Origin of the sequence: Aquabacterium sp., from assembly GCF_050725395.1 — a bacterium.
In the GTDB taxonomy this organism is placed as follows: Bacteria; Pseudomonadota; Gammaproteobacteria; order Burkholderiales; family Burkholderiaceae_C; genus Aquabacterium.
In genome coordinates this window covers 125,053-150,732 of record NZ_JBOHHL010000006.1, presented here as the reverse complement: position 1 = coordinate 150,732, position 25,680 = coordinate 125,053, and the positions used below count along the sequence as shown (strand labels likewise).

The following is a 25,680-nucleotide window of genomic DNA, read 5'->3' as shown; positions in this document are numbered from 1 at the left end:
TTCGCGGGGGGCCAGCCCATGCCCATTTGAACGAAAATCCTGCCCATATAACGAACGCAAGCAGGGGGACGGGTGAAATCATCTTCTGGGAAGTACTACATGGGCCTGGACCATTTGCGGGCCTTGGCCGTGCTGATGGTGTTCTGCTGGCACTTCATCCATTCGAGCAACATCGTCCCGCTCGACGGTTCGGCGCCCTGGTTCGCGCCCTTGTCCCTGCTGACGCAGGGCTACACCGGCGTCTCTTTGTTCATGGTTTTGAGCGGCTACCTGTTTGCCCGCTTGACCGATGGGCAGCGCCTTCTGCATGGCCGTTTCCTGGCGAACCGGGTCTTGAGGTTGCTGCCACTGCTGACGGTCGTGATTCTGGCCGCTTACGTCAAAAGCCTCGTCACCCATGATGGCTTGGACGTTCCACACCGGCTTCTGTGGGGGTGGTTGGGGCCCACGCTGCCGCAAGGCGCCTGGTCGATCACCGTGGAAATGCATTTCTATTTGCTGCTGCCGCTCATCCTGTGGCTGGCCGCCAGAAGCCGTGGCGCGCTCCTGCTGATCGTGCTGGCGGCGCTCGCCCTGCGCGTGGTCATCCATGGCCTGACCGAGCATATCGGCTACCTCTCGTATTACACGATGGTCGGCCGGATCGATCAGTTCCTGCTGGGTTGCCTGGCCTACCACTGGCGTTCGTCCATCCAGGGCAAGCATGCCTGGTGGCTGCTGGCCGCCGCGTTTTTCTGCGGGCTCATGTCATACGTGGATCACCAGGGCAGCCTGTTTTCGCAGCGGACCGACATGTCGTCCTGGTGGGTGTTCATCACCACCATCGAAGGTGTTTTCTACGGGCTGACCGTTGCCTGGTACGACACCTCGTTCCAGCATTCGACGGGGCGTGCCTCCCGTTTCGCGGCCATGGTAGGGCGTTATTCCTATTCGATCTACCTGCTGCACACCTTCGTGGTGTTCAGGCTGGCGGAGTTCGTCGACCGCCACGTCCTGAGTCTGGACAATGCCCCCTTGGCACTGTTGGCGGCATTCGTTTGCCTGGTCCTTTTCCTGCCCGTGGCCGCGCTCAGCTACAAACTCATCGAAACCCCTTTCCTCAAGCGCAGACTCGGCTACACCGTGCCCAAGCCCGAGCTGGCCGAACCCCGCGAAGCGGATCGCGTCGATCTCGGGATTCGTCAAGCAGCCTGAATCGCGCATCCGCCAGTCTGTTAAAATTGAAAGAATGCGCGTCGCCACCATCGTTCTCCTGGCCCTCCTGGCCGTGGTGCATGCCGAACTCTGGTTCGGCAAAGGTGGCGTGCCGCGTGTCATGGCCTTGCGCGAGCAGGTTCAGCGGCAGCAAGAGCGCAACAACCAGGCGCAGGCTGTCAATGAGCAGTTGGTTGCCGAGGTCCGCGACCTCCAGGAAGGCCTGGAAATGGTCGAGGAAAAGGCCCGCACCGAGCTGGGCATGATCAAGCCTGACGAAATCTACGTGCAACTGACCAGCACCCGTCAGTCGCCGCCGACTTCCATCGCACCAGCCAACGCTGGCGAGGCCTCCGCTGCCACGCCTTGATGCTCAACGACGCGCCGCTGTCCGACCTCTTCGCCTGGGCTGATCCGTGGCTCGCGCCGCTGTTCACGGCCTGGGGCGTGCCGGTGTCCCACCTTGAGGTCTGGGCCTTTGCCCTTTCCCTGGGCATGGTGCTTTTCAACTTGCGCATCAACCCCTGGGCCTGGCCTTTGGCCATCGTCAGTTCCCTGCTGTATGGCGTGCTGTTCGCGCGCAGCAGGTTGTATGGCGAGGCGTCCTTGCAGCTGGTGTTCGTGGCCCTGTCGTGCTGGGGCTGGTGGCAATGGCTGTGGGGGCGCAATCAACTCAATGAGTCTCTCAAGCCGCAGGCCTTGGGCCGGAGAGGGCGCTGGTGGGCGCTGAGCGCGGCGCTGCTCATGTGGCCCTTGCTGGGCCTGCTGCTGGACCATGCCACCGATTCGGACGTGCCCTACCTGGACGCCTTGCCTACCTCGGCCAGCCTGGTTGGCCAATGGCTGCTGGGCCGCAAGTACATCGAGAACTGGTCGACCTGGTTGATGGTGAACATCGTGAGCATGGGCCTGTTTGGCCACAAGGGCCTGTGGCTGACAGTCATCCTGTATGGCTTGTTCGCGGTGCTGTCGGTGGCCGGCTGGCAACAGTGGCGGCGCCATGTGGCGCCCATGCCCGACCGTGGCTGAGCGAGGTTTCGTCTTCGCCATCGTCGGCGCGGAAAGCACGGGCAAGACCACCTTGGCCCGCGGTCTGGCCGCGGCCCTGAGGGCCGATGGCTTGAACGCGGTGATGGTGCCGGAGGTCCTGCGCGAGTTTTGCGACGACCTCGGCCGAACGCCATACCCCCATGAACAGGCCGCCATCGCGCTGGCGCAAACGCAGCGCATGGCGTCGGCGTCACGGACGCACAGCGTGGTGGTGAGCGACACGACCGCCCTGATGACGGCGGTCTACAGCGACTACCTGTTCGATGACCAAACCTTGTACGGACAGGCCTTGGCCGACCATGCCCAAGCCGACCTGACCTTGCTGACCGCCCTGGACTTGCCCTGGGAAGCCGATGGCCTGCAGCGCGATGGCGCCCACGTGCGTGAACCGGTGGACACCTTGATCCGGCATCACCTGGTTCAGGCTGGGTTGCCTTTCTCGGTGGTGGCTGGGCAAGGGGCGCACCGTTTGCAGCAGGCCCTGATCACGGTTCGGCAAGCTTTGACGGCCGCGCGGCGGGCCCAGGACAACGCGCAACGGCCGCGCTGGCGCTGGGTCTGCGACAAGTGCGACGACGGCGAATGCGAGCAGCACTGGCTGCCCCGCGCTTGAGCCTTGTCGAGGCCAACCCGGCTGCTTACTGCAGGCGGTCCGAGCCCGGCGGGTGATCGGATTCCTCGGTGAACAGCTCGGCCGCGTCCACCGCATCGAAGCGGTAGTGGGTGCCGCAGAACTCGCAACCCACGTCGATCTGCTCCTGCTCGGTCAGGATGCTTTCGACCTCTTCGCGTCCCAGATTGCGCAGCATGGTGCCCACGCGCTCGCGTGAACAGGTGCAGGCGAAATGCGGGCCTTCGGCGCCGGTCAGGGGCTCGAAGCGGACCACGTCCTCTTCCCAGAACAGCCGGCGCAGGATGGTGTCGGCGTCCAGGGTCAACAGCTCTTCGCGCGTCAGGGTGGCGGCCAGATGCGAGATGCGGTTGTAAGCCTCGTTCAGACCGATCTCATCTTCGGCCGAGCGTTGGCCGCCCAGGTTGCCGGCGCCTTCCATGGGCAGGCGCTGGATCAGCAGTCCGGCGGCGATGTCGTCATTGGCCGCCAGGATCAGCTTGGTGTCGAGTTGCTCGGATTGCAGCATGTAGTGCTCGAGCACCTCGCTCAACTGGAGCAGGGGTTCGCGGTGGTCGTCGTACAGCGGCACCACGCCCTGGTAGGGCTGCTGGCCGGGCATGCGGCTGCGCGGGTCCAGGGTGATGGCGCAGCGGCCTTCACCGCCCACGTTGACCATCACGTCCAGGGGCAGGTGGCCCGAGTCGGTCGAAGGCAATTCACCCACCACCTTGGCCGTGGTCCGAAAGCCCAGGTCGGGCTGGACCTCGGCCACGGCCACCTTCACGGGGCCGTCGCCAAAGATCTGCAGCACCACGGCGCCATTGAACTGGATGTTCGCCTGCATCAGCACGCCGGCCGCGGCCATCTCGCCCAGCAACTGGCGAACGGGCTCCTCGAACGCTTCGCTGGGATCGCGTCGGCGCAGCACTTCCTGCCAGGCATCGGTCAGTCGAACCAGCATGCCCCGAACGGGCAAGCCTTCGAACAAAAATTTGTGCAGTTCGGTGGTCATCGCATTCACTCTTTGGTGGCGTCGATGCGCACCAGGCCTGTCTTGAACTCGCCGGCTTTTTGCACGTACATGGCGGTGCCGATGCGCATGCGGGCGAGTTCCATCTCATTCAGGGGGCGCACGACCTTGGCCGGACTGCCCAGGATCAGCATGCCTTCGGCATCGAACACCTTGCCTTCGGTGACCAACGCGCCCGCGCCCACCAGGCAGTTCTTGCCGATGACGGCGCCGTTCAGCACCACGGCCTGGATGCCGATCAGGGCGCCATCGCCGATGGTGCAGCCGTGCAGCATCACCTGGTGGCCGATGGTCACGTCGGCGCCCACCGTCAGCGCGAAGCCGATGTCGGTGTGCAGCACCGACGACTCCTGCACATTCGAGCGCTCGCCGATGCGGATGGGTTCGTTGTCCCCGCGCAGGGTGGCCTGGGGCCAGACACTGCTGCCCTCTGCCAGTTGCACATCGCCGATCACGTCGGCGGATTCGGCGACGTAGACGGAAGGGTGGGTTTGAGGACGCTTGTCCTGGATGCTGTAGAGGGCCATGGATTCAATGTGGGGACAGCAATCCCGTATTCTAGGTCTCCGGGTGCCGAGTCGCTTTATCATGCCCTCAGTCATGGGTTTCACACCCGCCAACACCGCCATGCTGATCCTGCTGTCCCCCGCCAAAAGCCTCGACTACGAGACCCCTCCCACCACCGATCAACACACCTTGCCCGTGTTCGCCAAGGAGGCCGCGCATTTGATCGACCTGCTGCGCCCCTACACGCCGGCGCAGATCGCTTCCCTCATGGACCTGAGCGATGCCCTGGCCACGCTCAACGTGGCGCGCTATGGCGCCTGGCGCCCCCGCTTCACCGCCAAGAACAGCAAGCAGGCCGTGCTGGCCTTCAACGGCGATGTCTACGGTGGGCTTGAGGCGGCCACGCTGAAGCAAGCCGACCTGGACTGGGCCCAGGAGCACGTCGCCATGCTGAGCGGCTTGTACGGCGTGCTGCGCCCCCTGGACTGGATGCAGCCCTACCGGCTGGAAATGGGCACCAAGCTGCCCAACCCCCGTGGCAAGGACCTCTACGCCTGGTGGGGCGACACGCTGGCCTTGCACCTGAACGAGCGCCTGGCCAAACAGCGCGACGACCTCATCGTCAACCTCGCGTCGCAAGAATATTTCAAGGCGGTCAAGCGCAAGGCGCTCAAGGGCCGCGTGGTCGAATGCGTCTTCGAAGACTGGAAGTCTGGCCAATGGAAGGTCATCAGCTTCCATGCCAAGCGGGCGCGGGGGCTGATGGCGCGCCACGCCATCGTCCACCGGGCCAAGACCTTGAAAGATTTGCGCCACTTCAAGGCCGAAGGCTACGCCCATGTCGAGGACGTGTCCGAGCCCGATCGCCTGGTGTTCCGGCGACGCCTGGAGTCTTGAGCGAAAGGCGCCGGCATGCACGAGCAGCTCATCACGCCGGAACTGCGGCAATGGATCATCGAGCAGTCCAGCGCGGGCCACAGCGTGGAGTCCGTGCTCAGCGCGATGAAAGCCAGTGGCTGGCATGAAGACACGGCGCTGACCGCTCTCGAGAATACCTTGAAGGAACACGCCTGGCCGCTGATGCAGGCGGGCCAGCCCTTGCCCGAGCCAGCATTGGCCTCGGGCGCCACAGCGCTGTGGGCCCATGACCGCGAGGTGCGGGTGCTGGTCAGCATGGCCCGTCCGCGCGTGCTGGTGCTGGGAGGCTTGCTGTCCGCACAAGAATGCCAGGAGATGGTCGAACTGGCCCGCCCTCGGCTGGCTCGCTCCGAAACGGTGATCAATGCCACTGGCGGAAGCGAGGTCAACGTGGCGCGCACCAGCGAAGGCATGTTTTTCGCGCGGGCCGAAAACGAGCTTTGCCAGCGCATCGAGGCGCGCATCGCCGCGTTGGTGAACTGGCCGATCGAACGTGGGGAAGGGCTGCAGATCCTGCGTTATGGGCCTGGGGCCGAGTACAAGCCGCACTACGATTATTTCGACCCCAGCCAGCCCGGGACGCCGACCATTCTTCGCCGGGGCGGCCAGCGCGTGGCCACCCTGGTGACCTACCTCAATACGCCGCAGGCGGGTGGCGCCACGGTGTTCCCCGACATTGGTTTGGAAGTGAGTGCCGTGGCGGGCAACGCGGTGTTTTTCAGTTATGCCTTGCCACACCCCATGACCCAGACCCTTCATGGTGGCGCGCCGGTGATGGACGGCGAAAAATGGGTGGCCACCAAATGGCTGCGTGAGCAGCGTTTTGAATAAAGCTTTGCGCCAAAGAATTAAAAAATTTATGCACGCGCTGTCAACCGGCTTATTTCGGCCCGCGTTGAGCACCTACAGATTCAGGATCCCTGGGTCTGAACACCAACCTCATTCAAACCCTTTGGAGTTTTCCATGAAGAAACTGATCGCCGCTCTGGTCGCTTCGATGTTCGCTGTTGGCGCTTTCGCCGCTGACGCAGCACCTTCTGCCGCTCCTGAAGCCTCCGCTGCCGCGTCCAAGGCCACCAAGGCTGCCAAGAAGGCCAAGCACCACGCCAAGAAGGCCGCTCACAAGGCTTCCGAAGCCGCCTCGGCTGCCGTGACGAAGTAATTCGGTTCACGCACCCACAAAAAAACCCGGCCTGGCCGGGTTTTTTTGTGGACTCAAGGCATGGCTGCCTTGCTTGAATCAGCGAGTGCGATCGCCGCCGCGTGCGGCAGAAGACACGCCGCGACCACCACCGCCGCCTCGGGGCCCGCGCGAATCGCCCGAGCCACCACGGGGCGAGTTGCCACGAGGTGCGGGGCGACCGCCACCACCACCACCACCACCCGAGCGGCCACCGCCGTTGGAGCCGCCTCGGCCGCCGCCACCAGGCGCGCCATGCAAGGTGCGGCGACCCAACTGAATAGGCTCGGCCTTCGCGTTGGGATCGGGCTCGAAGCCCTGGATCACCTCACGCTCGATCGGGCGCTTGATCAATTTCTCGATGTCGGCCAGGAAGCCTTCCTCGTCCACGCACACCAAGGAAATGGCTTCGCCTTCGGCGCCAGCGCGGCCTGTGCGGCCAATGCGGTGCACATAGTCTTCGGCCACATTGGGCAACTCGTAGTTGATGACGTGGGGCAGTTGGTCGATGTCGATGCCGCGTGCTGCGATGTCGGTGGCGACCAGCACCTGCAGATCGCCGGACTTGAACTCGGCCAAGGCGCGGGTGCGGGCGCTCTGGCTCTTGTTGCCGTGGATCGCCATGGCGGTGATGCCTTGCTTTTCCAGGTACTCGACCAGGCGGTTGGCGCCATGCTTCATGCGCGTGAACACCAGCACCTGGTGCCAGTTCTGCGACTTGATGAGGTGGGTCAGCAGCTCTTTCTTTTGATCGCGGTCGACCGGGTGGATCTTCTGCGAGATGGTCTCGGCCGTCGTGTTGCGGCGGGCCACTTCGATCATCTGGGGCGCGTTCAGCAGGCGGTCGGCCAGGGCCTTGATCTCGTCGGAGAAGGTGGCCGAGAACAGCAGGCTCTGCTTCTTGGGCGGCACGATGGCCAGCACGCGGCGAATGTCATGGATGAAGCCCATGTCGAGCATGCGGTCGGCTTCGTCCAGGACGAAATACTCGACGTGGCGGAGGTCCAGGGTGCCTTGCTGGTGGTGATCGAGCAGGCGGCCGGGTGTGGCCACCAGGATGTCCACGCCACGGCGCAAAGCGTCGATCTGGGGGTTCATGCCCACGCCGCCGAACATGACCATGGAGCGCAGTGGCAGGTACTTGCCGTAGACGCGCACGCTTTCCTCGACCTGGGCTGCCAGTTCGCGGGTGGGGGTGAGGATCAAGGCGCGGATGTGGCGACGGGCACCTTGCGGTGTCGGCGTGACGGCCAATTTGTGCAGCAGGGGCAAGGTGAAACCGGCAGTTTTGCCCGTTCCAGTTTGCGCGCCTGCGAGCAGGTCACCACCACTGAGCACGGCTGGAATGGCCTGTGTCTGGATGGGGGTGGGGACGGTGTAGCCAGCCTCAGCGATTGCTTTCAGCAACGGTTCGGCCAACCCCAATGATTCAAACGACATAAAACAGGCCCATGAATGGTTATACGGCGACTGCACTCGTTTTTTCCGGGCCTGGAATAGACGAGTCAACCGGTGGTGCAGGCAAACCTTGCTTGGCGATGCCAAAAAGAGCTGCCCTGATTCACCAACGTTAAATTGTAGGGCGTCACGTGAATATTGCATAGCCTGTTCCTATACCTTAGGGAGGCTCCCGAGGCGCAATTTCCCCAACTTGTGTCCTGTCGGCTGCAATCTGCGCCTGCCGCCAAGAAATATGCCGCGTTGCGCCCGGTAAAATCGCGCGATGAGTTCAATGGTCCTTGCCCGCAAATACCGTCCACACAGTTTCGAAGCCATGGTTGGCCAGGGGCACGTGGTCCAGGCGCTGAGCAACGCGCTCACGCAGCAGCGCTTGCACCACGCCTATTTGTTCACCGGTACGCGGGGCGTGGGCAAGACCACGGTGTCGCGCATCCTGGCCAAGTCGCTCAACTGCGTGGGGCCGGACGGCGGTGGCGGCATCACGGCGCACCCGTGTGGCCAGTGCCAGCCTTGCCGCGACATCGATTCGGGCCGTTTCGTGGACTACGTCGAGCTGGACGCGGCGTCCAACCGTGGCGTCGAAGAGATCTCGCAATTGCTGGACCAGTCGGTCTACAAGCCGGTGGTCGGGCGCTTCAAGGTCTACATGATCGACGAAGTGCACATGCTGACCAACCACGCCTTCAACGCCATGTTGAAGACGCTGGAAGAGCCGCCCGACTACCTCAAGTTCGTGCTCGCGACCACCGATCCGCAGAAGGTGCCTGTCACGGTGCTGTCACGGTGCCTGCAGTTCAATCTGCGCCCGATGGCCATGCAGACCGTGCAGGACCACCTGCACCAGGTGATGGCCGCAGAGGGCATCAGCGCCGAGCCGGGGGCCTTGAGCTTGCTGGCCCGCGCGGCACGTGGCTCCATGCGCGACGCCTTGTCCTTGACCGACCAGGCCATCGCCTTTGGCAATGGTGGCCTGCTCGAAGCCAGCGTGCGGCAGATGCTGGGCGCGGTCGACCGCCAGCACATCCAGAAGATCATCGAGTCGGTGTCTGCCGGTGATGGTGCGGGCTTGGTGGCGGCGGTCGACACCTTGCGCGAGCTGGGCCTGTCGGCGTCGGGCACGCTGGAAGAACTGGCCACCGCCTTGCAGCGCATGGCGGTCATCCAGGCCGTGCCGCAGGCGGCGGATGCGTCCGATCCTGATGCGGCGTTGTGGCAGGCCCTGGCCAGGCTGCTGGCGCCCGACGAGACCCAGTTGTTCTACAGCCTGGCCCTGCAAGGCCGTGCCGAACTGGCCTTGGCGCCCGACGAGTACAGCGGCCTCTTGATGCTGCTGTTGCGCTTGCTGGCGTTCAAACCTGCCCAGGCCGGGCAGCAGATGGGGGACAGGGCGCCGCCCGGCCCAAAAGCTGAGGGCTCGGGCGCCGCCGTCAGGCAGGCCCCCGAGCCGGTGGTGCAAAAGGCGGTGGTGGCCCCTGCCGCCGTGGTGCGTGCTGCCATGCCGGCGCCGGTGGCTGCGCCGGCATCGACGCCTGCGCCGCAGGCTTCACAAGGCATTCCGCCCTGGGAGGCTTTGCCGGACCAGGCCTACGAGGCCGATGGCGACGCCGGGCCGGACATGCCCCCTGAGCCGCCCCGTCACCATGCCGAGCCGCCTGCACCGCCGTCATCACGCCTGGCCGCATCCGCGCCAGCCACGCTGGTGGCCGAAGCCCCGGCGCCAGAAGCGCCCGCCATCGCCGATCCACTGTCCGACCGGTGGGTGAGCCTGGTGGCTCAAATGGTGGAGCGCAACAGCATCACGGCCCTGGTGCGCGAAATGGCCATGCAGGCGCAGTGCATCGCCAGCATGGAAGAGGGCGGCGGCAGCCGCTGGCGCCTGCGCATCGAACGTGAAAGCCTGCGTGTCGATCAACTCCGCGAGCGCCTGGTCCAGGCCATGTCGCAATTGCTGGAGCACCCGGTCGAAGTCGAGCTCGAAGGTGGTGCCACCGTCAACACGCCCGCCCAGCGCGACCAGGCGGCCCGTGAGCGTCGGCAGCGCGCGGCCGAACACCTGATCCAGCAGGATTCCCTGGTGACCTCGGTGCTGGCCCAATACCCGGGTGCCCGCATCGTGGCAGGGTCGATCCGCCCCCTGTGATGCCGTCGCCGTTCCGGGCGACAATCACGGTTTGTTGTGACCGCTAGATAGACAAGGAATCGTCATGCTCAAAGGACAACTCGCCGGCTTGATGAAGCAAGCCCAGCAAATGCAGGACAACCTGAAGAAGGCCCAGGACGAACTGGGCCTGATCGAGGTCGAGGGCCAGTCGGGTGCCGGCCTCGTCAAGGTTCAGATGACCTGCAAGAACGACGTCAAGCGCGTCACCATCGACCCCAGCCTGCTGGCCGAAGATAAGGACATGCTGGAAGACCTGGTGGCCGCTGCCTTCAACGACGCCGTGCGCCGTGCCGAGGCCACCTCGCAAGAGAAGATGGGCAAGCTGACCGCCGGCATGCCCATGCCCCCCGGCATGAAGCTGCCTTTCTGACCAGGACAAGCCGACCATGGCCGATCCGGCTTTAGAGGCCTTGATCGATGCCTTGCGCTGCCTGCCCGGTGTCGGGCAGAAATCGGCGCAACGCATGGCGTTTCATCTCCTGCAGCACGACCGTGTCGGGGCGATGAAACTCTCGCACGCGCTGGCCACGTCCATCGACGAAATCGGCCACTGCGAGCGCTGCCACACCTTCAGCCGCGCGCCGGTGTGCGATGTCTGCCAGGACGAGTCGCGCGACCAGGGCCTGCTCTGCGTCGTCGAAAGCCCGGCCGACCAGGCCACCTTCGAGCGCACCGGCAGCTACCACGGCCTGTACTTCGTGCTGCTGGGGCGGCTCAGCCCGCTGGATGGCATCGGCGTGCACGACATCGGCCTCACGGCGCTGCTGCAGCGCGCGGTCGATGGCCTGGTCACCGAAGTGATCCTGGCCACGAATTTCAATGCCGAGGGCGAGGCCACGGCGCATGTCATTGGCGAGGCCTTGCGCCAGCGTGGTTTGAAAGTCACGCGCCTGGCACGAGGAGTTCCGGTCGGCAGTGAGTTGGAGTACGTGGACCTGGGTACCATTGCGCACGCGTTCATGGATCGTCGCTGATTGATCCCTGCGCGCTGTTATTTTTTCAAAACAGACATGGGTCCGAGAGACCGAGGAGATTTCGATGACGATTGCCAAATGGACCGTCCTGGCCGCTTTCATGTTGCCGGTGCTGACCGTGGGCATGGCCAAGGCCGCCACGATCAAGCTGGGCCGCCGCAACGGTGGCTATGACAACAACAACCCGCGCGAATGGGCGGGCAAGCTGTCGGGATGGCACCAGCGTGCCCATGCCGCGCAGATCAATGGCTTTGAAGGCCTGCCCCTGTTCGCGGCGGCGGTGATCTTTGCCCAGATGGCGCAGGCCGACCAGGCCCGCATCGACATGCTGGCCCTGGCCTACATTGGCATCCGCGTGGTCTACGTGGCCATGTACCTGGCCAACCTGGGCGCGCTGCGCACCCTGGTCTGGACAGCCGGCCTGGCCACCAACATCGCGCTGCTGGCGATGGCGGCCTGAGGTTTTTGACGGGCGGCGGTGGTCAGCGAGCGCTGGCCATCCGCACGCGGCTGGCGCGGCTCGGTGCCGCACGGCCTTTCACTTTCACCACACGAGGGTTGTTGGCGCGGGATGCGCTGGCCACCTTCACGGCCGCTTTGCCAGACGACTTGGCCACTGTGCGCGTGTTCGTGTTTTTCTGGGCTTTCTTGCCGCTGCCAGCCACGTAGACGACCACGCTTTGACCGCGGGCGAACTTGGCGGAAGGCGAGACCTTGTTCCACTGCGCCACCTGGGCGGCCGACACGCGGTAACGGCGCGCCAGGCTGGCCACCGAGTCGCCCTTGCCGGCGCGCAAGGTCATTCGGCGCAGGGGCGGCAGATCGGGGGACAGGGCCATCATGGCGTTGTCGGCCACGGCTTCAGACACGTCCTGTTCGCGGTGCTGGCTGCGGGGCACCAGCAAGGTCGAGCCAGCCTTGACCAGCATCTTGGGCGGAATGCGGTTGATGTCGCGCAGCGTCGCTTCGCTCATGCCGACCTGCTTGGCGGCTTCAGCCGGGCGCATGGTGCGTGGCACGGTCCAGGCGGTCCAGGTGGCCAGCAGGCCCTTGTGCTGGTTGAGGTTGTGCACGAACTGGCTGGCGTTGTCGTAGGGCAGCAGCACCTGGGGCGTGCCCGCGGCCAGGATGACCGGTTTGTTCATCGAGGGATTCAGGTCCTTGAAGGCCTCGGTGGACAGGCCCGCCAGCTTGGCGGCCAGCGTCACGTCCATGTCGCGCTGGATGGGCACGCTGACGAAGTAGGGGTGGTTCTCGATGGGGGTGAGGATCAGGCCGAAGCTGTCCGGGCGCAGGACGATGTTGCGCACGGCGTGCAGCTTGGGCACGTAGTTGCGCGTCTCGGCCGGCATGTTCAGGCTGAGGTAGTCGGTGGGCAGGCCGGCCTTGATGTTGCGGTTGATGGCCTTTTGCACATTGCCTTCGCCCCAGTTGTAGGCGGCCAGGGCCAGGTGCCAGTCGCCGAACTGGCGCTGCAGGCGCTGCAGGTAGTCGAGCGCGGCACGCGTGGAGGCCAGCACGTCGCGGCGATCGTCGCGGAAGACGTTCTGCTTGAGTTCGAAGTCCTTGCCGGTGGCGGGCATGAATTGCCAGATGCCCGAGGCGCGCGCCGAGGACTGGGCCTGGGGATTGAAAGCGCTTTCGATGAAAGGCAACAGGGCCAGTTCGGTGGGCATCTGGCGGCGCTCGATTTCTTCCAGCACGTGGAAGAGGTAGCGGCTGGAGCGCTCGGTCATGCGCTGCACGTAGTCCGGGCGGCTGGCGTACCAACGTTCGTGGTCGTTCACCAGCGCGATGTCCAGCTCGGGCAGGCCAAATCCACGGCGCACGCGCACCCACAAGTCCTGGTTGGCACTCAGGTCGTCCAGGTTCAGGGTGGTGTCGGGGCGCAAGGGGTCGGTGGGGGCGCCGACTGCTTCGCGGGCCTCGTCTTGCAAGGTGGCGGCCTTGGCGGGCGCGGCCTGGGCTTTGAGCGTGGCTTCAGACGGGGCCGTGGCCACCATGGCCGTGGCGGTCGTGGCCTCGGCCAGTTGGCTGGCGCCGTCCCGGCCGGCGGCCTGGGCCTGCGTAGATGAGGTGCCCAGGCTGGAGCAACCGGCGAACAGGGTGGTGGCGCACAGCAAGGCCGTGCACAGGGCGATGGGACGTCGGGTGGGGCGAATGCTCATGCTTTGAAATTGCTCTTCCATTGGCGCAGGGCGGTGAACACCGCCAAGCCGGAGCCATCCTGGGCGCCATGTTGTTGGGCGCTGGCGATCACCTGAGGCTGGTCGCAGCGCATGAAGGGGTTGATCGCCAACTCGGTCGCGATCGTGGTCGGCAAGGTGGGCTGGCCGAGCGCTCTCAGGCGCTGGCAAGCATGGTCGTGGGCCACAGTGTCGCCGTTGTCGGGTTCCACCACTCGGGCAAAACGCAGGTTATCCAGGGTGTATTCGTGGGTGCAGTACACGGGAGTGTGGCCGGGCAGGGTGCTGAAGCGGCGCAGGGCTTTGAACAACTGTTCGGCGGTGCCGTCGTAAAGGCGGCCGCATCCGGCGCTGAAAAGGGTGTCGCCGCAGAACAGCATGGGCGCCTGGCCGGGCTGAGAAAGGTCGGAACGCACCAAATAGGTGATGTGGTCCGCAGTGTGGCCGGGGGTATCCCACACGTCAACCCTTGTGCCCAGAAAATCAATGTAAAAGCCTTCGCCCACCTTGATGTCGACCCCCTCGATGTCCGAGTTGGCGGGGCCGTAGACAGGGCCTTTGAGGAGGGGGCGCAAGGCTTGCAGCCCGCCCACGTGGTCCAGGTGCCGGTGGGTCACTAGAATGAGCGCCAATTCAAGGCCCAGCCTTTGCAAGGCTTCCAGCACGGGCGTTGAATCTCCCGGATCCACGACGAGGGCTTTCTGGCCATCGTGCAGCATCCAGATGTAGTTGTCAGTGAAGGCGGGTAGGGCAAGCAGATTCATGACTAAAGTCGCGCCGATTATAGAGTTGCACCCCTGGTTGGCCTTGCCGCCGGGACAGGCGCTGCTGGAATGGGAGCAATGCCAGATGGACCGCCTGGTGGCCGATGTTTTCGGTTTCCACGCCATGCAATTGGGCCTGCCAGAACTGGATGGTTTGCGCACGAACCGCATGCCTCACCGTTGGCTGGCCCTGGACACAGCCTACCAGGGCTGGACACCGCCGACCGAGAAGGGCCCCGTGTCCCATGACCAGGGTGCGCCTTTGAGTTTGCGTTGCGATTTCGAGGCCCTGCCTTTTCCCAGCAACAGCCTGGACCTGGTGGTCTTGCCACATGCCCTGGAACTGGCGCGCGACCCGCACCACACCTTGCGCGAAGTCGAGCGGGTGCTGGTGCCCGAGGGGCGCGTGGTGATCGCCGGCTTCAACCCCGCCAGCTTTTGGGGCCTGTGGCAGCGCATGGGCATGTGGGGCGTGGAGCGTGCCATGGTGCTGCCCCAGGGCGAGTTCATTGCCTACTGGCGCCTGCGCGATTGGTTGCGCTTGCTGGACCTGGAGGTCGAGGCGGGCAGTTTCGGCTGCTACCGGCCCATGATCAGCAGCGAACGGTGGTGGCATCGGCTGGAGTGGATGGACCGCGCCGGCGACCGCTGGTGGCCCGTGCTGGGCGCCGTGTATTTCGTGGTGGCCGTGAAGCGGGCGCGGGGCATGAGGCTGGTGGGCAAGGTGCGCAAGGCGCGCCTGCCGCACCAGGCCGCGGCGCCAGCCACCGTGACCAATCGACATCAAAGACAACAAGTTGTTTTTCCAAAGGACGTGAATGAGTGAGCAGGAACAGCCGGTGGTGGTCTACACCGACGGCGCGTGCAAGGGCAACCCGGGACCGGGGGGCTGGGGCGTGTGGATGGTGAGCGGCCCGCACCAGAAAGAGATGTGGGGCGGCGAAGCCTTGACGACCAACAACCGCATGGAGTTGATGGCGGTGATCCAGGCCCTGAGCGCGCTCAAGCGGCGCTGCACGGTCGTGATCTACACCGACAGCCAGTACGTTCGCAAGGGCATCACCGAGTGGATCACCGGCTGGAAGCGCAAAGGCTGGAAAACGGCCGACAACAAACCGGTGAAGAACGCCGACCTTTGGCAGCAACTCGAACTGGCCGCGGCCGAGCACCAGGTGGACTGGCGCTGGGTAAAAGGCCACGCGGGCGATCCTGGCAATGAGCGGGCTGACGGCCTGGCCAACCGGGGTGCCGCCGAGGCGGTGGGCTGATCCGGGGCCTTACAGGATCATGACCATGGTCAGCTTGTCGAAATAGCGGACCTGGCCAGGCCCATCGACCAGCTTGATGACATGGGGCACGACCCCGCAGGCCTGGAAACCCGCGCGCTCGTACAGGCGGATGGCGGCGGTGCTGGACGTGCTGACGCGCAGGGTGATCTGCTCCAGGCCGATGGCCTTGCGGGCCTCGCTGATGCAGGCGGTCATGAGCTGGTCGCCCAGGCCGCTGCCCATGTGCGAAGGGCTGACCATCATGCTGTTGAGCTCGGCGCTGTGCCGCAGCTTCTGCAGCGATTGGCGCTCCAGCCCGATGGTGCCGACCAGTTGGCGGCCATCCCAGGCGCCCAACAGGAAGGTGCCACCCAGCGTGTCGCTCAGGCCCAGCCGGCCGATGTAGCTTTCGGGCGGGCGCGCATGTTCACTTTCGATGTCGTTGTCGAAGGCATCGATGTGCAGGCGCAGGCCTTCGTCGCGCAGGGACTTGTAGGCGCTCAGGTCGGCCGGCGCGATGCGGGCTATTCGGACGCTTTGGACGCTGGATGGGTCAGGCTTGTCCATGCAGTGTCTCCGGGGTATTGACATTGATGAATGCTGCTGGATCGGCGAAGGATACGCCGATCCAGGGGCGGGTCTTGATCCACTGGCCGACGCGCCGCTCGCCTTGGGCCAGGGCGGCTTCCAGCGAGGCTCGTGCGCGGGTGTGGATCAAGGCGCAGGTCCAGTGGTGACAGGGCTCACCTTGGCCGTTCAGGGTGACGGGCACGGCGATGTCGGCTTGGTGGTCCGTGGCGTGCTGGTGCAGGCGCTCCACCAGCTCTTTGGGCAGCCTGGGCGTGTCGCAGGCGGCGGCCATCAACCACGCTGACGAGGTGGTCCGGCGCAAGCCCGTCAGGATGCCGGCGAGCGGGCCGAGCGAGGCGTTGATGTCAAGGTCGTCTGGCCAGACTTGGTGGGCACCTGCGTCATGGCCGAGCAGGCTGGCGTAGGTGGCCTGATCGCGGTTGGCGTTGATGTGCAGGGTGCCAATTTGCGGCGTCAAGGCCTGAATGGTCCACCAGACCAGGGGCTGGCCTTGGTAGGTCTGCAGCCCTTTGTTGACGCCCCCCATGCGCCGGCCTTCGCCGCCGGCCAGGATCCATCCAATGACGTCGGGCCTGGGCATCTGGTCAGCCACCGATGTAGCTCATCTCGATGCGCTGGACTGGTGTGGTGGTCGTGCCTTGCGCAGCACGCCGTTGCGAGTACTGGTCTTCGCGTTGCGCCCACAGCAGGCGCAGGCCGGAAGCGATGTCGGCGTCCGAATGCTCGGCGCGCAGCAAGGGGCGCAGGTCGTGCCCCCGGCTGGCGAAGAGGCAGGTGAACAGCTGCCCATCGGTGGACAGGCGAAGGCGGTTGCAGTCACCGCAGAAAGCCTGGGTGACGCTGGAGATGAAGCCGACCGACCCCAGCCCATCGGCGTAGGCCCAGCGTTCCGCCGTTTCGCCCTGGAGCTGCCCGGCCACGGGCTTCAAGGGGAACTCGCCCTGGATGCGCTGGCGCACCTGGCTGGAGGGCAGCACCTGGTCCATCTTCCAGGCATTGGTGTTGCCCACGTCCATGAATTCGATGAAGCGCAGCTCGACGCCGGTGCCCCGGAAGTAGCGGGCCATGGGCAGGATTTGCTCGTCGTTGACGCCGCGCTGCACCACCATGTTGACTTTGATCGGCCCCAGTCCGACCGCTTGCGCCGCCTGGATGCCTTCCAGCACATCGGCCACCGGGAAGTCGGCGTCGTTCATGCGCTTGAACACCGTGTCGTCGAGCGCGTCCAGGCTGACGGTGATGCGGTTCAGGCCCGCGTCTTTCAGGGCCTGGGCCTTGCGGGCCAGCAGCGAGCCGTTCGTCGTCAGGGTCAGGTCGGGCGGCGTGCCGTCCAGCGTGCGCAGCCCGCTGAGGTCGGTGATGAGCTTTTCGAGGTGGCGGCGCAGCAAGGGCTCGCCGCCAGTGAGGCGCAACTTGCGCACGCCCAGCCCCATGAAGATCCGCGCTGTGCGGGTGATTTCCTCGAACGACAGCAATTGCGACTGCGGCAGGAAAGGGTGGTCGCTGCCGAACACGTCCCGCGGCATGCAATAGCTGCAGCGGAAGTTGCACCGGTCGGTGACCGAAATGCGCAAATCGCGCAGGGGCCGTCCCAACCGGTCGAGGGGTTCGGCCGCGCCTGCGCCAGAGTCGGCAGTGGGAAGGATGGGGCTGGTTCGGGGCGTCCGCAGTTGCTCGCGCAGGCGTTGCAATGGAACCAGCGTTGACTCGCTCATGGCGACATTGTGCGACAGAGGGTGTTCAAACGCAGCGCCCTCACACGCAACCCGGGGGGATGCCGGGTCTTCGGTGGGCGGGAATCAGGGTTTGACGGACTCGCTGGCCTCGACCTTGGGCGCGCGGCGGGCGCCGTCGAAGCGCTTCTGCCAGTACGACAGGCGCATGTCCTCGACCCGGACCTCGCCACCCGCGCGTGGCGAGTGGATGAACTTGTTGTCGCCGATGTAGATGCCGACGTGCGAGAAGGTGTGCCGCAGGGTGTTGAAGAACACCAGGTCGCCGGGTTTGAGCTCGGCCTGCTTGACCGGCACCAGGTCGGGCGAATTGGCCTGCTCGGAAGCGCGGCGGGGCAGCAGCAGGCCCACACTGTTTTCAAAGACATGGCGGGTGAAACCGCTGCAGTCGAAACCATTTTCGGAAGATTGGCCACCGCGCTTGTAGGGCACGCCGAGGAAGTTCATGGCCGACAGCACCAATTCGGAGGCGACGTTGGTGGCCTTGTCGCGAACCTGCTGTGCCAGATCGGTCACCGGCTTGGTGTTGAGGATGCCCTTGTCCGACAGGAATCGGCTGATGGGGTCGCCGCTTTCAGAAGGAGAAGGCGTGGCCGTACCAGCGTTGCCTGGCGATTGCCCCGTCAGGGCGGCGATGGCTGCCGCGGCATCGGGACTGAGTTCGGGGTTGGGCTTGGCGTTCTGAGCCTGGGCGGGCACCGCCGACACCGCCATCACCAGGGCCAAAGCCCCGGTGAGGCGCCGCCCGTGGCTCAAAGCCTGGCTCAGCGAAACGCTGGCGGCTTGGGCAAGAACAGAACTGCGACAGCGAAACTCAAAAGGCATGGGGCGCAAGCTTAAGTTGTGTCGGCGAACGACGCAACCCGAAAAACACGGTCAAAACATCACGTTATCACCGATTCCTCAAGAAACTTGCAGCCCTTTGTGCCTGACGGTTACAGCACGTTCAACGTCACGCTGATGTTGTTGCGCGTGGCGTTGGAGTAAGGACAGACGATGTGCGCGGCGTCCACCAGGGCTTTGGCTTCGTCAGCGGGCATGCCGGGCAGGGTGATGTTCAAGGTGACGGCGATGCCGAAACCCGTGGGGATCGGGCCGATCGACACATCGCCTTGCACATTCGTGCCGGCGGGCAAGGGCGTCTTTTTCTGGCCGGCGACAAAGCCCATGGCGCCCAGGAAACAAGCCGAATAACCGGCAGCGAACAGCTGTTCAGGGTTGGTGCCCTTGCCGGTGCCGCCCATTTCCTTGGGCAAGGCCAGGGACACGTCCAGCAGGCTGTCCGAAGACACGGCACGGCCGTCGCGGCCTCCGGTGGCGGTGGCGTGGGCGGTGTAGAGGACTTTTTCGAGCGACATGGTGGACTCCAGGCTGGCGTTCAGGTTGGGTGAATTAAATTGCGAACAATCTAATTTTAAGGCAAACCGGCGGGCGACATCGAAGCGGGGCAAAAGCCCCAAGCACCTTGGGGCCAATGGTGACGGTTCCCCGTGCTTTGAGGGGGACGGCGCCCCTCATTTTGGATACGATGGAGCCCAGGATGGATGGAACAGACCAATGCCTCTGATCGAGAAAATAGTCGCCCTGGTGATTGCCGCTGCGTGCCTGGTCATGCTGGTGCGGCTGGTGATGGGTGAGCGTCGCCGCTACCGCCTGGACCGCGCCGTGATCGGCCACTGGCAACGCGCCAGCACCTGGGTGGTCAAGACCTGGCGCTGGCGCGTGTCCAAGAAGAAGGCCGCCAAAGAGGCCCAGGCCGTGATCAACCGGGCTCGCACGCGTGGTGACTGGGAAGGCAATGTGTTCCGGCCCAAGTCCTTTCAGAAGCCGGACAACAAGCCCCGCAAGCCGGTCGACCGCGACTGAGTTTCCAGCCTCAGGCCACCGCGTACAGCGCGTTGCTGGCGGCGATCGGATCCCCTTGCCGCGCAAAGACCGCGCTCCAGCGTTCGTAGCTGGGCGACAGGTCCACCTTGTTGGGGTGGAAGCCCGGCTTGAAGTAACTCACGAAGTGCCCGGCCAGGGCGGTGAAGACGCCTTTCGGCCCATACAGCCAAGCCATGCCCTTGGCCATCATTTTGGCGCGCTGCCAGAACCCGAAGCCATCGGCCTTGAGCAGGAAGTTCACGACCAGGAAGGTCTGGAGGCTGAAGTGCAGGGTGCACTGGACCATGGCCAGGCAGCGCACGATGTAGCCCACGCGGGCGCCTTGCTGCATCACATCGAAGGCGACCGACTTGTGCTCCAGCTCCTCGATGGCGTGCCAGGCGTACATGGCCCGCACGCGCGGGTCGGCGTCCTGCATCACGGGGCCATGGTCGAAGAGGCTGTAGACCATGGTGGCCGTCAGGTGCTCCAGCGCGGCGGTGGCTGCCAGGTTGTAGGCCTTGGGGAAGTACTTCCAGTAAATGTTGAACTGGATGAAGTTCTGCACGCGCAGCACCTTGTCGATGTCGATGCCCTGGCGGCGCAGCACCTCGTTGAACTGGGTGTGGATGACGCCGTGCTGGCCTTCCTGGCGGTTGAAGTCCTTGATGTCTTCGAGCAGGGCCGGATCGGTGATGGTGTGCTTGTAGGCGCGCACGGCCATCATGAAAAAGCGCTCGCCATCCGGGAAGGACAGTGACATGGCGTCGAAATAGCGTGTCTTGAACGCGTCGCCGCCAAACCAGTGGCGGGGCAGGTCCTGGTCGTCCAGCTTGAAATCGAGTTCGCTGCGGGGGGTGATGTTCAGGTGGTGGCTCATCAATGACTCCCGGGTCAGTAATTTGATGAGCCGAATTTAGGGGCCATGCCCTGGCAGGACTAGGCCGCCAGGTGCCAGCAGGGCAGTCCAGGCGACAAGGTGATTCAGGGGAAACCCGCAACCCTGCGGAACTGGCTGGGCGAGACCTTGGCCCAGCGCATGAAGGCCTGCGTGAAGCTGCGCCGATCCGCGAAGCCCAGGCGCTCGCTGATGGATTCGACCGAAAGCGCGCCGTCTTTGAGCCATTCGCTGGCCAGGTGGAAGCGCACGCGGGCCTGCAGGTCGGAGTAGTTCTGGCCGGCTTCGCGCAGTCGCCGCTGCAGGGTGCGAGGGTGCAGGTTCAAGGTGTCGGCCACCTCTTCCAGGCGCTGGCTCAGCAGCGCGGGGTTCGCCACCAACGAGCGTTCCAGCAACGCTGCCACGCTGTCCTCGGGCTGGGCCATGCCGGCAATCTGGCGTTCCACGCGCTCGGCGGCGCGTTGGTGCAGCGCGGGCAGGGCGCTTTTCAAAGGGGCATCGAGCCAATGCAGGTCGAACCACACGGCGTCTTCGTTTTGGCCGAAATGCACCGGGGCCTGGAAATGTTCTTCGTAGAGACGCGCATCGACCAGCGGACGCGTGCGCCGCAGTGACACGGACCGCAAGGCAAAGGCGTTGCCCGCCAGCAGGCGCGCGGTCTTGAGCGAGGCCGCCATCGTCATGTCGATGCAGTCGTGGAAGAGGCCGCTCAGCGCTGGCGGCAGGTCTTGCCAGGACAGCGAGACGCCGGCTTGCCCATCGCGCTCCACGATTTTCTGGTGCAGGTGCGGGTTGATCAGCACGCGCACCCAGTCGAACACGCGCTCGGCATCGCGCAGGCTGCCGCAGGTGGCCAGGAAGGTCTCGATGTCGGGCACGTACTGGAAGACGAAGTGCGTGCCCAGCACGAAAGGAAAGTGCCGGTCGGGGTGGCGGCGGTGGGTTTCGACCGCGCAGATCGTCATGGCGCGGGCGATGGCCTCGCAAGACACGCGGGTGGTCTGCGGCTCGATGGTGGCCAGGTCCACGCCCACCTCGGCCAGGATGGCGCCCAGGTCGATGCCGCAATGGCCGGCCGCGCTCAGCCAGTTGGGCAGCGAGAAAAAAGGGATCGACGCGGGGGCGGACGTGGTGGGCGACATGGGCCGAAGTTTATGCCGCCCGTCCGGTTTTCGCAGCCCTTGGCGTCAATCCAGGAACTGCGGCGTCTGCTTGCTCATCTGCGCCATCATGGCCGCCTGCAGGTCGGTCGACATCAGCATGGCGGCGTTCCAGGTGGCGATGTAGTTCAGGCCATCGGCCACGCTGTGATCGCGGGCGTACATGATCATTTCCTTGGTGCCGCGGATGGACAAAGGCGACTTGGCCGCGATCGTCGCTGCGATCTCACGCACGCCGGTGCGCAGGGCCTCGGGCGTGTCGAACACGCGGTTGACCAGGCCGATCTCCTTGGCCTCGGCCGCCAGCACCTTGCGGCCGGTGTAGGCCAGCTCGCGCGCCATGCCGTCGTTGATCAGCTTGGGCAGGCGCTGCAAGGTGCCCACGTCCGCCGTCATGCCGATGTCGATTTCCTTGATGGTGAAGTAGGCCTCGGCGCTGCAATAGCGCATGTCGGTGCAGGTGACCAGGTCGACGCCACCGCCCACGCAGGCGCCGTGGATGGCGGCCAGCACGGGCTTGCGGCAGCGCTCCATGCTGCTCAAGGTGTCTTGCAGGTCGAGGATCATGCGGCGCAGGTTCTCGCGGGTGCGGCCATCGCAATCGCTTTTGATCTGCGCTTGCAGGCCCATCATCATGGTCAGGTCGATGCCCGAGGTGAAGTGCTTGCCTTCGCCTTCGATGATGGCCACGCGCGCCTCGGGCGTGGCGTCGATCCACTGGAAGGCCTGGCGGATCTCGTGCCACATCGCCAGGTTCATGGCGTTGGCCTTGTCCGGGCGGTTCAGGCGCACGGTGGCGATGTGGTCGGCCAGGGTGAGGGTCAGGGTTTCAAAATTTGGGGTGCTCATGATGCTTTGCTTTCTTTGTAGGCGGGCAGGTAGGCCGCCAGGCGGGCGCCCATCTCGGCGCCCAGTGCTTGCAGGCCGTTCAGGGGGCGCACCATCACCTCAAAATCGACGATCAGGCCGGCTTCGTCGAAGCGGATCATGTCGACGCCTTTGAGCGACTTGTCCCCCACCATGGCACTGAATTCCAGCACCACGTTCAGGCCATCTTCGGCCACCAGCGTGCGGTGGTATTCAAACTGCGTGAACACCTTCATCACGGTGTTCAGGATGAGGTTGACGGCCGCGGCGCTCACATAGGGCTTGAAGGCCATGGGTGAGCGGAACATGGCGGCGTCGTTCAGGATGGTGGGCAGGCGGCCCATGTCTTGAAGGGACACCATCTCGTGCCACAAGGCAAGGGACGCGGCCGCGGCGGGCTTCAATGCGGTGCTGGTGGTCATGGTCTCAGGCTCCGATGGATGAGATTGACGGTCAGATGGCGGCGGCCAGTTCCGCACCTTGCTTGATGGCGCGCTTGGCGTCCAGCTCAGCTGCCACGTCGGCGCCACCGATCAGGTGCACGGGGCGGCCAGCGGCTTGCAGCTCGGCCTGCAGTTCACGCAGCGGCTCCTGGCCGGCGCACAGGATCACCGTGTCGGCGGGGATGAGCTTGGGCTCGCCACCGACGGTGATGTGCAGGCCGGCGTCGTCCACCTTGTCATAGGTGACGCCCGCGATCATGTGCACGGCGCGGTTCTTCAAGCCCGTGCGGTGGATCCAGCCCGTGGTCTTGCCCAGGCCATCGCCCACCTTGCTGGTCTTGCGCTGCAGCAGGTAGACCTGCTTGGGTGACTTTTCCAGGTCAGCCGGCTTGATGCCGCCACGGTCGGCGTAGCTGGTGTCGATGCCCCACTCGGCGTAGAACTTGGTGGGGTTGAGGCTGGCGCTTTCGCCGGCGTGCGTGAGGTACTCGGCCACGTCGAAGCCGATGCCGCCCGCGCCGATGATGGCGACCACGTCGCCGACGGGCTTGCCGTCGCGCAGCACGTCGAGGTAGCTGACGACCTTGGGGTGGTTCACGCCCTCGATGGGCGGCGTGCGCGGCGTGACGCCGGTGGCCAGCACCACTTCATCGAACTTGCCGTTGATCAAGTCTTGCGCGGTCACGCGCTGGTTGAACTGCGTCTTCACGCCTGTCAGCGCCAGTTGCTTGCGGAAGTAGCGCAGGGTTTCATAAAACTCTTCCTTGCCCGGCACCTTCTTGGCGACGTTGAACTGGCCGCCCACATCCGGGCCGGCTTCGAACAAGGTGACGTCGTGGCCGCGTTCGGCCGAATAGGTGGCGAAGCTCAAGCCCGCCGGGCCGGCGCCGACCACGGCAATGCGCTTGACTTGCGTGGTGCGCGGGAAGTTGAGCAGCGTTTCGTGGCAGGCGCGCGGGTTGACCAGGCAGGAGGTGATCTTGCCGCCGAAGGTGTGGTCCAGGCAGGCCTGGTTGCAGCCGATGCAGGTGTTGATCTCATCCGCGCGGCCTTCCTTGGCCTTTTGCACGAAGAAGGCGTCGGCCAGCAGCGGGCGCGCCATCGAGACCATGTCGCAGAAGCCATCGGCCAGCAATTGCTCGGCCACTTCGGGCGTGTTGATGCGGTTGGTGGCGACCAGGGGGATGCCCACGTGGCCCTTCATCTTCTGCGTGACCCAGGCGAAGGCCGCGCGCGGCACCTTGGTGGCGATGGTGGGGATGCGCGCCTCGTGCCAGCCGATGCCGGTGTTGAGGATGGTGGCGCCGGCCGCTTCGATGGCCTGGGCCAGTTGCACCACCTCTTCGAACGTGGAGCCGCCTTCGACCAGGTCGAGCATGGACAGGCGGTAAATGATGATGAAGTTGGGGCCGACGCGTTCGCGCACGCGCTTGACGATCTCGATGGGGAAGCGGATGCGGTTGGCGTAGCTGCCGCCCCATTCGTCGTCGCGCTGGTTGGTGCGGGCGGCGATGAACTCGTTGATCAGGTAGCCCTCGGAGCCCATGACCTCGACGCCGTCGTAGCCGGCCGATTGGGCCAGGGCGGCGCAGCGGGCGTAGTCGTCGATGGTCTTGGCCACTTCATCAGACGTGAGCGCGCGCGGGGTGGCGGGGCTGATGGGCGCCTTGATGGCGCTGGGGCCGACCAGGCCGGGGTGGTAGGCGTAGCGGCCGAAGTGCAAGATCTGCAAGGCGATCTTGCCGCCTTCGCGGTGCACGGCCTCGGTCACGACCTTGTGATGGTCGGCTTCTTCTTGCGTGGTGAGGCGCGAGCCGCCGGGGAAGGGCGCGCCTTCGTCATTGGGGGCGATGCCGCCGGTGACGATCAGGCCCACACCGCCGCGCGCCCGCTCGGCGTAGAAGGCGGCCATGCGGTTGAAACCGTTCTTGGCTTCTTCCAGGCCCACGTGCATGGAACCCATGATGACGCGGTTGGGAAGGGTGGTGAAGCCGAGGTCGAGGGGTTGCAGGAGGTGGGGGTAGGGGGTGGGCATGTGTGGGGGCCTTGCAGTCGGGAGGGGTTATGCAATTGGTTGCAGGACTGTAGGGGATGGAGGATTTTTATGCAACTGGTTGCATAAGAGGGTGGAGGGTGGTGCTTTTTGGGTGGGGAGCGAGGCTTTTTGGGGCGTGCGCAAGGATGTGGGGCCTTGCGCGCAAGGAGTTGAGGGTGGTGCGCGGGTGTTTGAGAGCGGAGTGCGGGGCTATTTGGCTTGCGGGGTGGGGCTTTGAGGTTTGTGCGCAAGGCACCAGAGCCTTGCGCGCAAGGGTTTGAGGGCGGCGCGCCAGGGATTGAGGTTTGCGCGCGGGGCTGTTGATGCCGAGCGGCTGAGTCTTTTTGGGGCGAGCGCAAGGTTCAGAGCCTTGCGCGCGAGGGTATTTGGGTTGCGCGTAGGGTGTTGGATGCTTGCGCGCAAGGCCTTTGAGGCTTGCGGGTGGGGCTTTTTGGGCGATGCGTCGGGTTATTTGGGTGATGCGCGAGGACTGGAAGGTAGGGCGTGAGTGTTTTTAGGGCGTTGCGCCACGGTTATAGAGTCGCAGACGAGATTCGGGGCGTAGAGAATTGACCTGTAACAGACGGTGGTTTATCCTGAACGCGCACCATTTGTGACGAAACTGCTCACGGCGGGTGATCAGGGGGATTTAGAAATGTCAGGCAGTTGGTTATGCTTGCCGCGACGTGGTGAAACAAGGCGCGGAGCTTAGTTGGTCAAATGAATTTATCAATGATGGTGCATATCTCGCTTGATGAGAAGAATAAATGCACTTTGATGC

Annotated in this window: 29 protein-coding genes; 14 read left to right on the top strand and 15 right to left on the bottom strand. The window is 64.7% G+C overall.

What is annotated here, in order from left to right:
* Positions 1 to 72 precede the first annotated feature (72 nt).
* From ACREB4_RS06390 to ACREB4_RS06375, 4 genes are read left to right on the top strand one after another with little or no spacing between them, the layout of a single operon-like run.
* Entirely contained in the window at positions 73 to 1,194 is a 1,122-nt protein-coding gene (locus ACREB4_RS06390; protein ID WP_431587366.1) for an acyltransferase family protein, read from the top strand.
* Positions 1,195 to 1,228: 34 nt separating this feature from the next.
* Positions 1,229 to 1,564, top strand: a complete 336-nt coding sequence (ftsB, locus tag ACREB4_RS06385; RefSeq protein ID WP_431587365.1) for a cell division protein FtsB — start codon at positions 1,229 to 1,231, stop codon at positions 1,562 to 1,564.
* Positions 1,564 to 2,223: a nicotinamide riboside transporter PnuC gene (pnuC, locus tag ACREB4_RS06380; protein ID WP_431587364.1), complete on the top strand. Its 660-nt coding sequence runs from the start codon at positions 1,564 to 1,566 to the stop codon at positions 2,221 to 2,223. Before ftsB ends, pnuC begins: the two co-directional genes overlap by 1 nt.
* On the top strand, positions 2,216 to 2,857 hold the full coding sequence (locus ACREB4_RS06375; protein WP_431587363.1) for an AAA family ATPase: 642 nt from the start codon (positions 2,216 to 2,218) through the stop codon (positions 2,855 to 2,857). The genes pnuC and ACREB4_RS06375 overlap by 8 nt, the downstream gene beginning before the upstream one ends.
* 25 nt (positions 2,858 to 2,882) lie before the next feature.
* Here the strand turns inward: ACREB4_RS06375 and ACREB4_RS06370 are convergent, their stop codons facing one another.
* Both ACREB4_RS06370 and ACREB4_RS06365 read right to left on the bottom strand, forming a co-directional pair.
* The gene (locus ACREB4_RS06370; RefSeq protein ID WP_431587362.1) at positions 2,883 to 3,869 is read right to left on the bottom strand and encodes an Hsp33 family molecular chaperone HslO; all 987 of its coding nucleotides are present in this window, start codon (positions 3,867 to 3,869) and stop codon (positions 2,883 to 2,885) included.
* A 5-nt stretch (positions 3,870 to 3,874) separates the two neighbouring features.
* Entirely contained in the window at positions 3,875 to 4,414 is a 540-nt protein-coding gene (locus ACREB4_RS06365) for a gamma carbonic anhydrase family protein (protein ID WP_431587361.1), read from the bottom strand.
* A 100-nt stretch (positions 4,415 to 4,514) separates the two neighbouring features.
* Here ACREB4_RS06365 and yaaA point away from each other — a divergent pair, with 100 nt between their 5' ends.
* The 3 genes from yaaA (at position 4,515) to ACREB4_RS06350 (ending at position 6,474) form a co-directional block, all read left to right on the top strand.
* Positions 4,515 to 5,291, top strand: coding sequence for a peroxide stress protein YaaA (yaaA, locus tag ACREB4_RS06360; protein WP_431587375.1), 777 nt, complete (start codon positions 4,515 to 4,517; stop codon positions 5,289 to 5,291).
* Between the two features lie 15 nt (positions 5,292 to 5,306).
* The gene (locus tag ACREB4_RS06355; protein WP_431587360.1) at positions 5,307 to 6,143 is read left to right on the top strand and encodes a 2OG-Fe(II) oxygenase; all 837 of its coding nucleotides are present in this window, start codon (positions 5,307 to 5,309) and stop codon (positions 6,141 to 6,143) included.
* Between the two features lie 133 nt (positions 6,144 to 6,276).
* A complete protein-coding gene (locus tag ACREB4_RS06350; RefSeq protein ID WP_431587359.1) occupies positions 6,277 to 6,474 on the top strand; it encodes a hypothetical protein in 198 nt (65 codons plus the stop codon).
* Positions 6,475 to 6,552: 78 nt separating this feature from the next.
* Here ACREB4_RS06350 and ACREB4_RS06345 read toward each other — a convergent pair whose 3' ends face one another.
* Positions 6,553 to 7,932, bottom strand: coding sequence for a DEAD/DEAH box helicase (locus ACREB4_RS06345; protein WP_431587358.1), 1,380 nt, complete (start codon positions 7,930 to 7,932; stop codon positions 6,553 to 6,555).
* A gap of 283 nt (positions 7,933 to 8,215) precedes the next feature.
* Between ACREB4_RS06345 and dnaX the strand changes: the two genes are divergently transcribed.
* The 4 genes from dnaX (at position 8,216) to ACREB4_RS06325 (ending at position 11,548) form a co-directional block, all read left to right on the top strand.
* Positions 8,216 to 10,093, top strand: a complete 1,878-nt coding sequence (dnaX, locus tag ACREB4_RS06340) for a DNA polymerase III subunit gamma/tau (RefSeq protein ID WP_431587357.1) — start codon at positions 8,216 to 8,218, stop codon at positions 10,091 to 10,093.
* A 64-nt stretch (positions 10,094 to 10,157) separates the two neighbouring features.
* On the top strand, positions 10,158 to 10,484 hold the full coding sequence (locus ACREB4_RS06335; protein ID WP_431587356.1) for a YbaB/EbfC family nucleoid-associated protein: 327 nt from the start codon (positions 10,158 to 10,160) through the stop codon (positions 10,482 to 10,484).
* A gap of 16 nt (positions 10,485 to 10,500) precedes the next feature.
* Positions 10,501 to 11,088, top strand: a complete 588-nt coding sequence (gene recR / locus ACREB4_RS06330) for a recombination mediator RecR (protein ID WP_431587355.1) — start codon at positions 10,501 to 10,503, stop codon at positions 11,086 to 11,088.
* A 64-nt stretch (positions 11,089 to 11,152) separates the two neighbouring features.
* The gene (locus ACREB4_RS06325) at positions 11,153 to 11,548 is read left to right on the top strand and encodes an MAPEG family protein (RefSeq protein WP_431587354.1); all 396 of its coding nucleotides are present in this window, start codon (positions 11,153 to 11,155) and stop codon (positions 11,546 to 11,548) included.
* Between the two features lie 22 nt (positions 11,549 to 11,570).
* Here the strand turns inward: ACREB4_RS06325 and ACREB4_RS06320 are convergent, their stop codons facing one another.
* Together ACREB4_RS06320 and gloB are read right to left on the bottom strand one after the other, a co-directional pair.
* Positions 11,571 to 13,256: a transglycosylase SLT domain-containing protein gene (locus ACREB4_RS06320; RefSeq protein ID WP_431587353.1), complete on the bottom strand. Its 1,686-nt coding sequence runs from the start codon at positions 13,254 to 13,256 to the stop codon at positions 11,571 to 11,573.
* Entirely contained in the window at positions 13,253 to 14,038 is a 786-nt protein-coding gene (gene gloB, locus ACREB4_RS06315; RefSeq protein WP_431587352.1) for a hydroxyacylglutathione hydrolase, read from the bottom strand. The genes ACREB4_RS06320 and gloB overlap by 4 nt, the downstream gene beginning before the upstream one ends.
* Here gloB and ACREB4_RS06310 point away from each other — a divergent pair.
* Positions 14,037 to 14,864, top strand: coding sequence for a class I SAM-dependent methyltransferase (locus tag ACREB4_RS06310; RefSeq protein ID WP_431587351.1), 828 nt, complete (start codon positions 14,037 to 14,039; stop codon positions 14,862 to 14,864). The genes gloB and ACREB4_RS06310 overlap by 2 nt on opposite strands.
* Positions 14,857 to 15,306, top strand: a complete 450-nt coding sequence (gene rnhA, locus ACREB4_RS06305) for a ribonuclease HI (protein WP_431587350.1) — start codon at positions 14,857 to 14,859, stop codon at positions 15,304 to 15,306. The genes ACREB4_RS06310 and rnhA overlap by 8 nt, the downstream gene beginning before the upstream one ends.
* 9 nt (positions 15,307 to 15,315) lie before the next feature.
* Here rnhA and ACREB4_RS06300 read toward each other — a convergent pair whose 3' ends face one another.
* From ACREB4_RS06300 to ACREB4_RS06280, 5 genes are all read right to left on the bottom strand, one after another.
* The gene (locus ACREB4_RS06300) at positions 15,316 to 15,873 is read right to left on the bottom strand and encodes an N-acetyltransferase family protein (protein ID WP_431587349.1); all 558 of its coding nucleotides are present in this window, start codon (positions 15,871 to 15,873) and stop codon (positions 15,316 to 15,318) included.
* Positions 15,860 to 16,489, bottom strand: a complete 630-nt coding sequence (gene mobA / locus ACREB4_RS06295) for a molybdenum cofactor guanylyltransferase MobA (RefSeq protein WP_431587348.1) — start codon at positions 16,487 to 16,489, stop codon at positions 15,860 to 15,862. Before mobA ends, ACREB4_RS06300 begins: the two co-directional genes overlap by 14 nt.
* Positions 16,482 to 17,612 (bottom strand): GTP 3',8-cyclase MoaA, encoded by a 1,131-nt coding sequence (gene moaA, locus ACREB4_RS06290; protein WP_431587347.1) that lies wholly within the window; start codon positions 17,610 to 17,612, stop codon positions 16,482 to 16,484. The genes mobA and moaA overlap by 8 nt, the downstream gene beginning before the upstream one ends.
* Positions 17,613 to 17,696: 84 nt before the next feature.
* Positions 17,697 to 18,455, bottom strand: coding sequence for a C40 family peptidase (locus ACREB4_RS06285; RefSeq protein ID WP_431587346.1), 759 nt, complete (start codon positions 18,453 to 18,455; stop codon positions 17,697 to 17,699).
* Between the two features lie 110 nt (positions 18,456 to 18,565).
* Positions 18,566 to 18,988: an organic hydroperoxide resistance protein gene (locus ACREB4_RS06280; RefSeq protein WP_431587345.1), complete on the bottom strand. Its 423-nt coding sequence runs from the start codon at positions 18,986 to 18,988 to the stop codon at positions 18,566 to 18,568.
* A 199-nt stretch (positions 18,989 to 19,187) separates the two neighbouring features.
* Between ACREB4_RS06280 and ACREB4_RS06275 the strand changes: the two genes are divergently transcribed.
* Positions 19,188 to 19,496, top strand: a complete 309-nt coding sequence (locus tag ACREB4_RS06275) for a hypothetical protein (RefSeq protein WP_431587344.1) — start codon at positions 19,188 to 19,190, stop codon at positions 19,494 to 19,496.
* 10 nt (positions 19,497 to 19,506) lie between these two features.
* Here ACREB4_RS06275 and ACREB4_RS06270 read toward each other — a convergent pair whose 3' ends face one another.
* From ACREB4_RS06270 to ACREB4_RS06250, 5 genes are all read right to left on the bottom strand, one after another.
* Complete coding sequence (locus ACREB4_RS06270) at positions 19,507 to 20,376, bottom strand: metal-dependent hydrolase (protein WP_431587343.1); 870 nt, start codon at positions 20,374 to 20,376, stop codon at positions 19,507 to 19,509.
* A gap of 104 nt (positions 20,377 to 20,480) precedes the next feature.
* Positions 20,481 to 21,536: a helix-turn-helix domain-containing protein gene (locus tag ACREB4_RS06265; RefSeq protein ID WP_431587342.1), complete on the bottom strand. Its 1,056-nt coding sequence runs from the start codon at positions 21,534 to 21,536 to the stop codon at positions 20,481 to 20,483.
* A 45-nt stretch (positions 21,537 to 21,581) separates the two neighbouring features.
* Positions 21,582 to 22,403: a crotonase/enoyl-CoA hydratase family protein gene (locus ACREB4_RS06260; protein ID WP_431587341.1), complete on the bottom strand. Its 822-nt coding sequence runs from the start codon at positions 22,401 to 22,403 to the stop codon at positions 21,582 to 21,584.
* Positions 22,400 to 22,843 carry a nuclear transport factor 2 family protein gene (locus ACREB4_RS06255; protein WP_431587340.1) on the bottom strand — a complete coding sequence of 148 codons (444 nt, stop codon included), beginning with the start codon at positions 22,841 to 22,843 and terminating at the stop codon, positions 22,400 to 22,402. The genes ACREB4_RS06260 and ACREB4_RS06255 overlap by 4 nt, the downstream gene beginning before the upstream one ends.
* A gap of 31 nt (positions 22,844 to 22,874) precedes the next feature.
* Positions 22,875 to 24,899 carry an FAD-dependent oxidoreductase gene (locus tag ACREB4_RS06250; RefSeq protein WP_431587339.1) on the bottom strand — a complete coding sequence of 675 codons (2,025 nt, stop codon included), beginning with the start codon at positions 24,897 to 24,899 and terminating at the stop codon, positions 22,875 to 22,877.
* Positions 24,900 to 25,680: the final 781 nt, after the last annotated feature.

Bases quoted from the DNA above. Each gene is read 5' to 3' on its own strand.
- ftsB (WP_431587365.1), top strand. From the start codon at position 1,229: ATGCGCGTCGCCACCATCGTTCTCCTGGCCCTCCTGGCCGTGGTGCAT.
- pnuC (WP_431587364.1), top strand. From the start codon at position 1,564: ATGCTCAACGACGCGCCGCTGTCCGACCTCTTCGCCTGGGCTGATCCG.
- ACREB4_RS06370 (WP_431587362.1), bottom strand. From the start codon at position 3,869: ATGACCACCGAACTGCACAAATTTTTGTTCGAAGGCTTGCCCGTTCGG.
- ACREB4_RS06365 (WP_431587361.1), bottom strand. From the start codon at position 4,414: ATGGCCCTCTACAGCATCCAGGACAAGCGTCCTCAAACCCACCCTTCC.
- yaaA (WP_431587375.1), top strand. From the start codon at position 4,515: ATGCTGATCCTGCTGTCCCCCGCCAAAAGCCTCGACTACGAGACCCCT.
- ACREB4_RS06355 (WP_431587360.1), top strand. From the start codon at position 5,307: ATGCACGAGCAGCTCATCACGCCGGAACTGCGGCAATGGATCATCGAG.
- ACREB4_RS06350 (WP_431587359.1), top strand. From the start codon at position 6,277: ATGAAGAAACTGATCGCCGCTCTGGTCGCTTCGATGTTCGCTGTTGGC.
- ACREB4_RS06345 (WP_431587358.1), bottom strand. From the start codon at position 7,932: ATGTCGTTTGAATCATTGGGGTTGGCCGAACCGTTGCTGAAAGCAATC.
- dnaX (WP_431587357.1), top strand. From the start codon at position 8,216: ATGAGTTCAATGGTCCTTGCCCGCAAATACCGTCCACACAGTTTCGAA.
- ACREB4_RS06335 (WP_431587356.1), top strand. From the start codon at position 10,158: ATGCTCAAAGGACAACTCGCCGGCTTGATGAAGCAAGCCCAGCAAATG.
- recR (WP_431587355.1), top strand. From the start codon at position 10,501: ATGGCCGATCCGGCTTTAGAGGCCTTGATCGATGCCTTGCGCTGCCTG.
- ACREB4_RS06325 (WP_431587354.1), top strand. From the start codon at position 11,153: ATGACGATTGCCAAATGGACCGTCCTGGCCGCTTTCATGTTGCCGGTG.
- ACREB4_RS06320 (WP_431587353.1), bottom strand. From the start codon at position 13,256: ATGAGCATTCGCCCCACCCGACGTCCCATCGCCCTGTGCACGGCCTTG.
- ACREB4_RS06310 (WP_431587351.1), top strand. From the start codon at position 14,037: ATGACTAAAGTCGCGCCGATTATAGAGTTGCACCCCTGGTTGGCCTTG.
- gloB (WP_431587352.1), bottom strand. From the start codon at position 14,038: ATGAATCTGCTTGCCCTACCCGCCTTCACTGACAACTACATCTGGATG.
- rnhA (WP_431587350.1), top strand. From the start codon at position 14,857: ATGAGTGAGCAGGAACAGCCGGTGGTGGTCTACACCGACGGCGCGTGC.
- ACREB4_RS06300 (WP_431587349.1), bottom strand. From the start codon at position 15,873: ATGGACAAGCCTGACCCATCCAGCGTCCAAAGCGTCCGAATAGCCCGC.
- moaA (WP_431587347.1), bottom strand. From the start codon at position 17,612: ATGAGCGAGTCAACGCTGGTTCCATTGCAACGCCTGCGCGAGCAACTG.
- ACREB4_RS06285 (WP_431587346.1), bottom strand. From the start codon at position 18,455: ATGCCTTTTGAGTTTCGCTGTCGCAGTTCTGTTCTTGCCCAAGCCGCC.
- ACREB4_RS06280 (WP_431587345.1), bottom strand. From the start codon at position 18,988: ATGTCGCTCGAAAAAGTCCTCTACACCGCCCACGCCACCGCCACCGGA.
- ACREB4_RS06275 (WP_431587344.1), top strand. From the start codon at position 19,188: ATGCCTCTGATCGAGAAAATAGTCGCCCTGGTGATTGCCGCTGCGTGC.
- ACREB4_RS06270 (WP_431587343.1), bottom strand. From the start codon at position 20,376: ATGAGCCACCACCTGAACATCACCCCCCGCAGCGAACTCGATTTCAAG.
- ACREB4_RS06265 (WP_431587342.1), bottom strand. From the start codon at position 21,536: ATGTCGCCCACCACGTCCGCCCCCGCGTCGATCCCTTTTTTCTCGCTG.
- ACREB4_RS06260 (WP_431587341.1), bottom strand. From the start codon at position 22,403: ATGAGCACCCCAAATTTTGAAACCCTGACCCTCACCCTGGCCGACCAC.
- ACREB4_RS06255 (WP_431587340.1), bottom strand. From the start codon at position 22,843: ATGACCACCAGCACCGCATTGAAGCCCGCCGCGGCCGCGTCCCTTGCC.
- ACREB4_RS06250 (WP_431587339.1), bottom strand. From the start codon at position 24,899: ATGCCCACCCCCTACCCCCACCTCCTGCAACCCCTCGACCTCGGCTTC.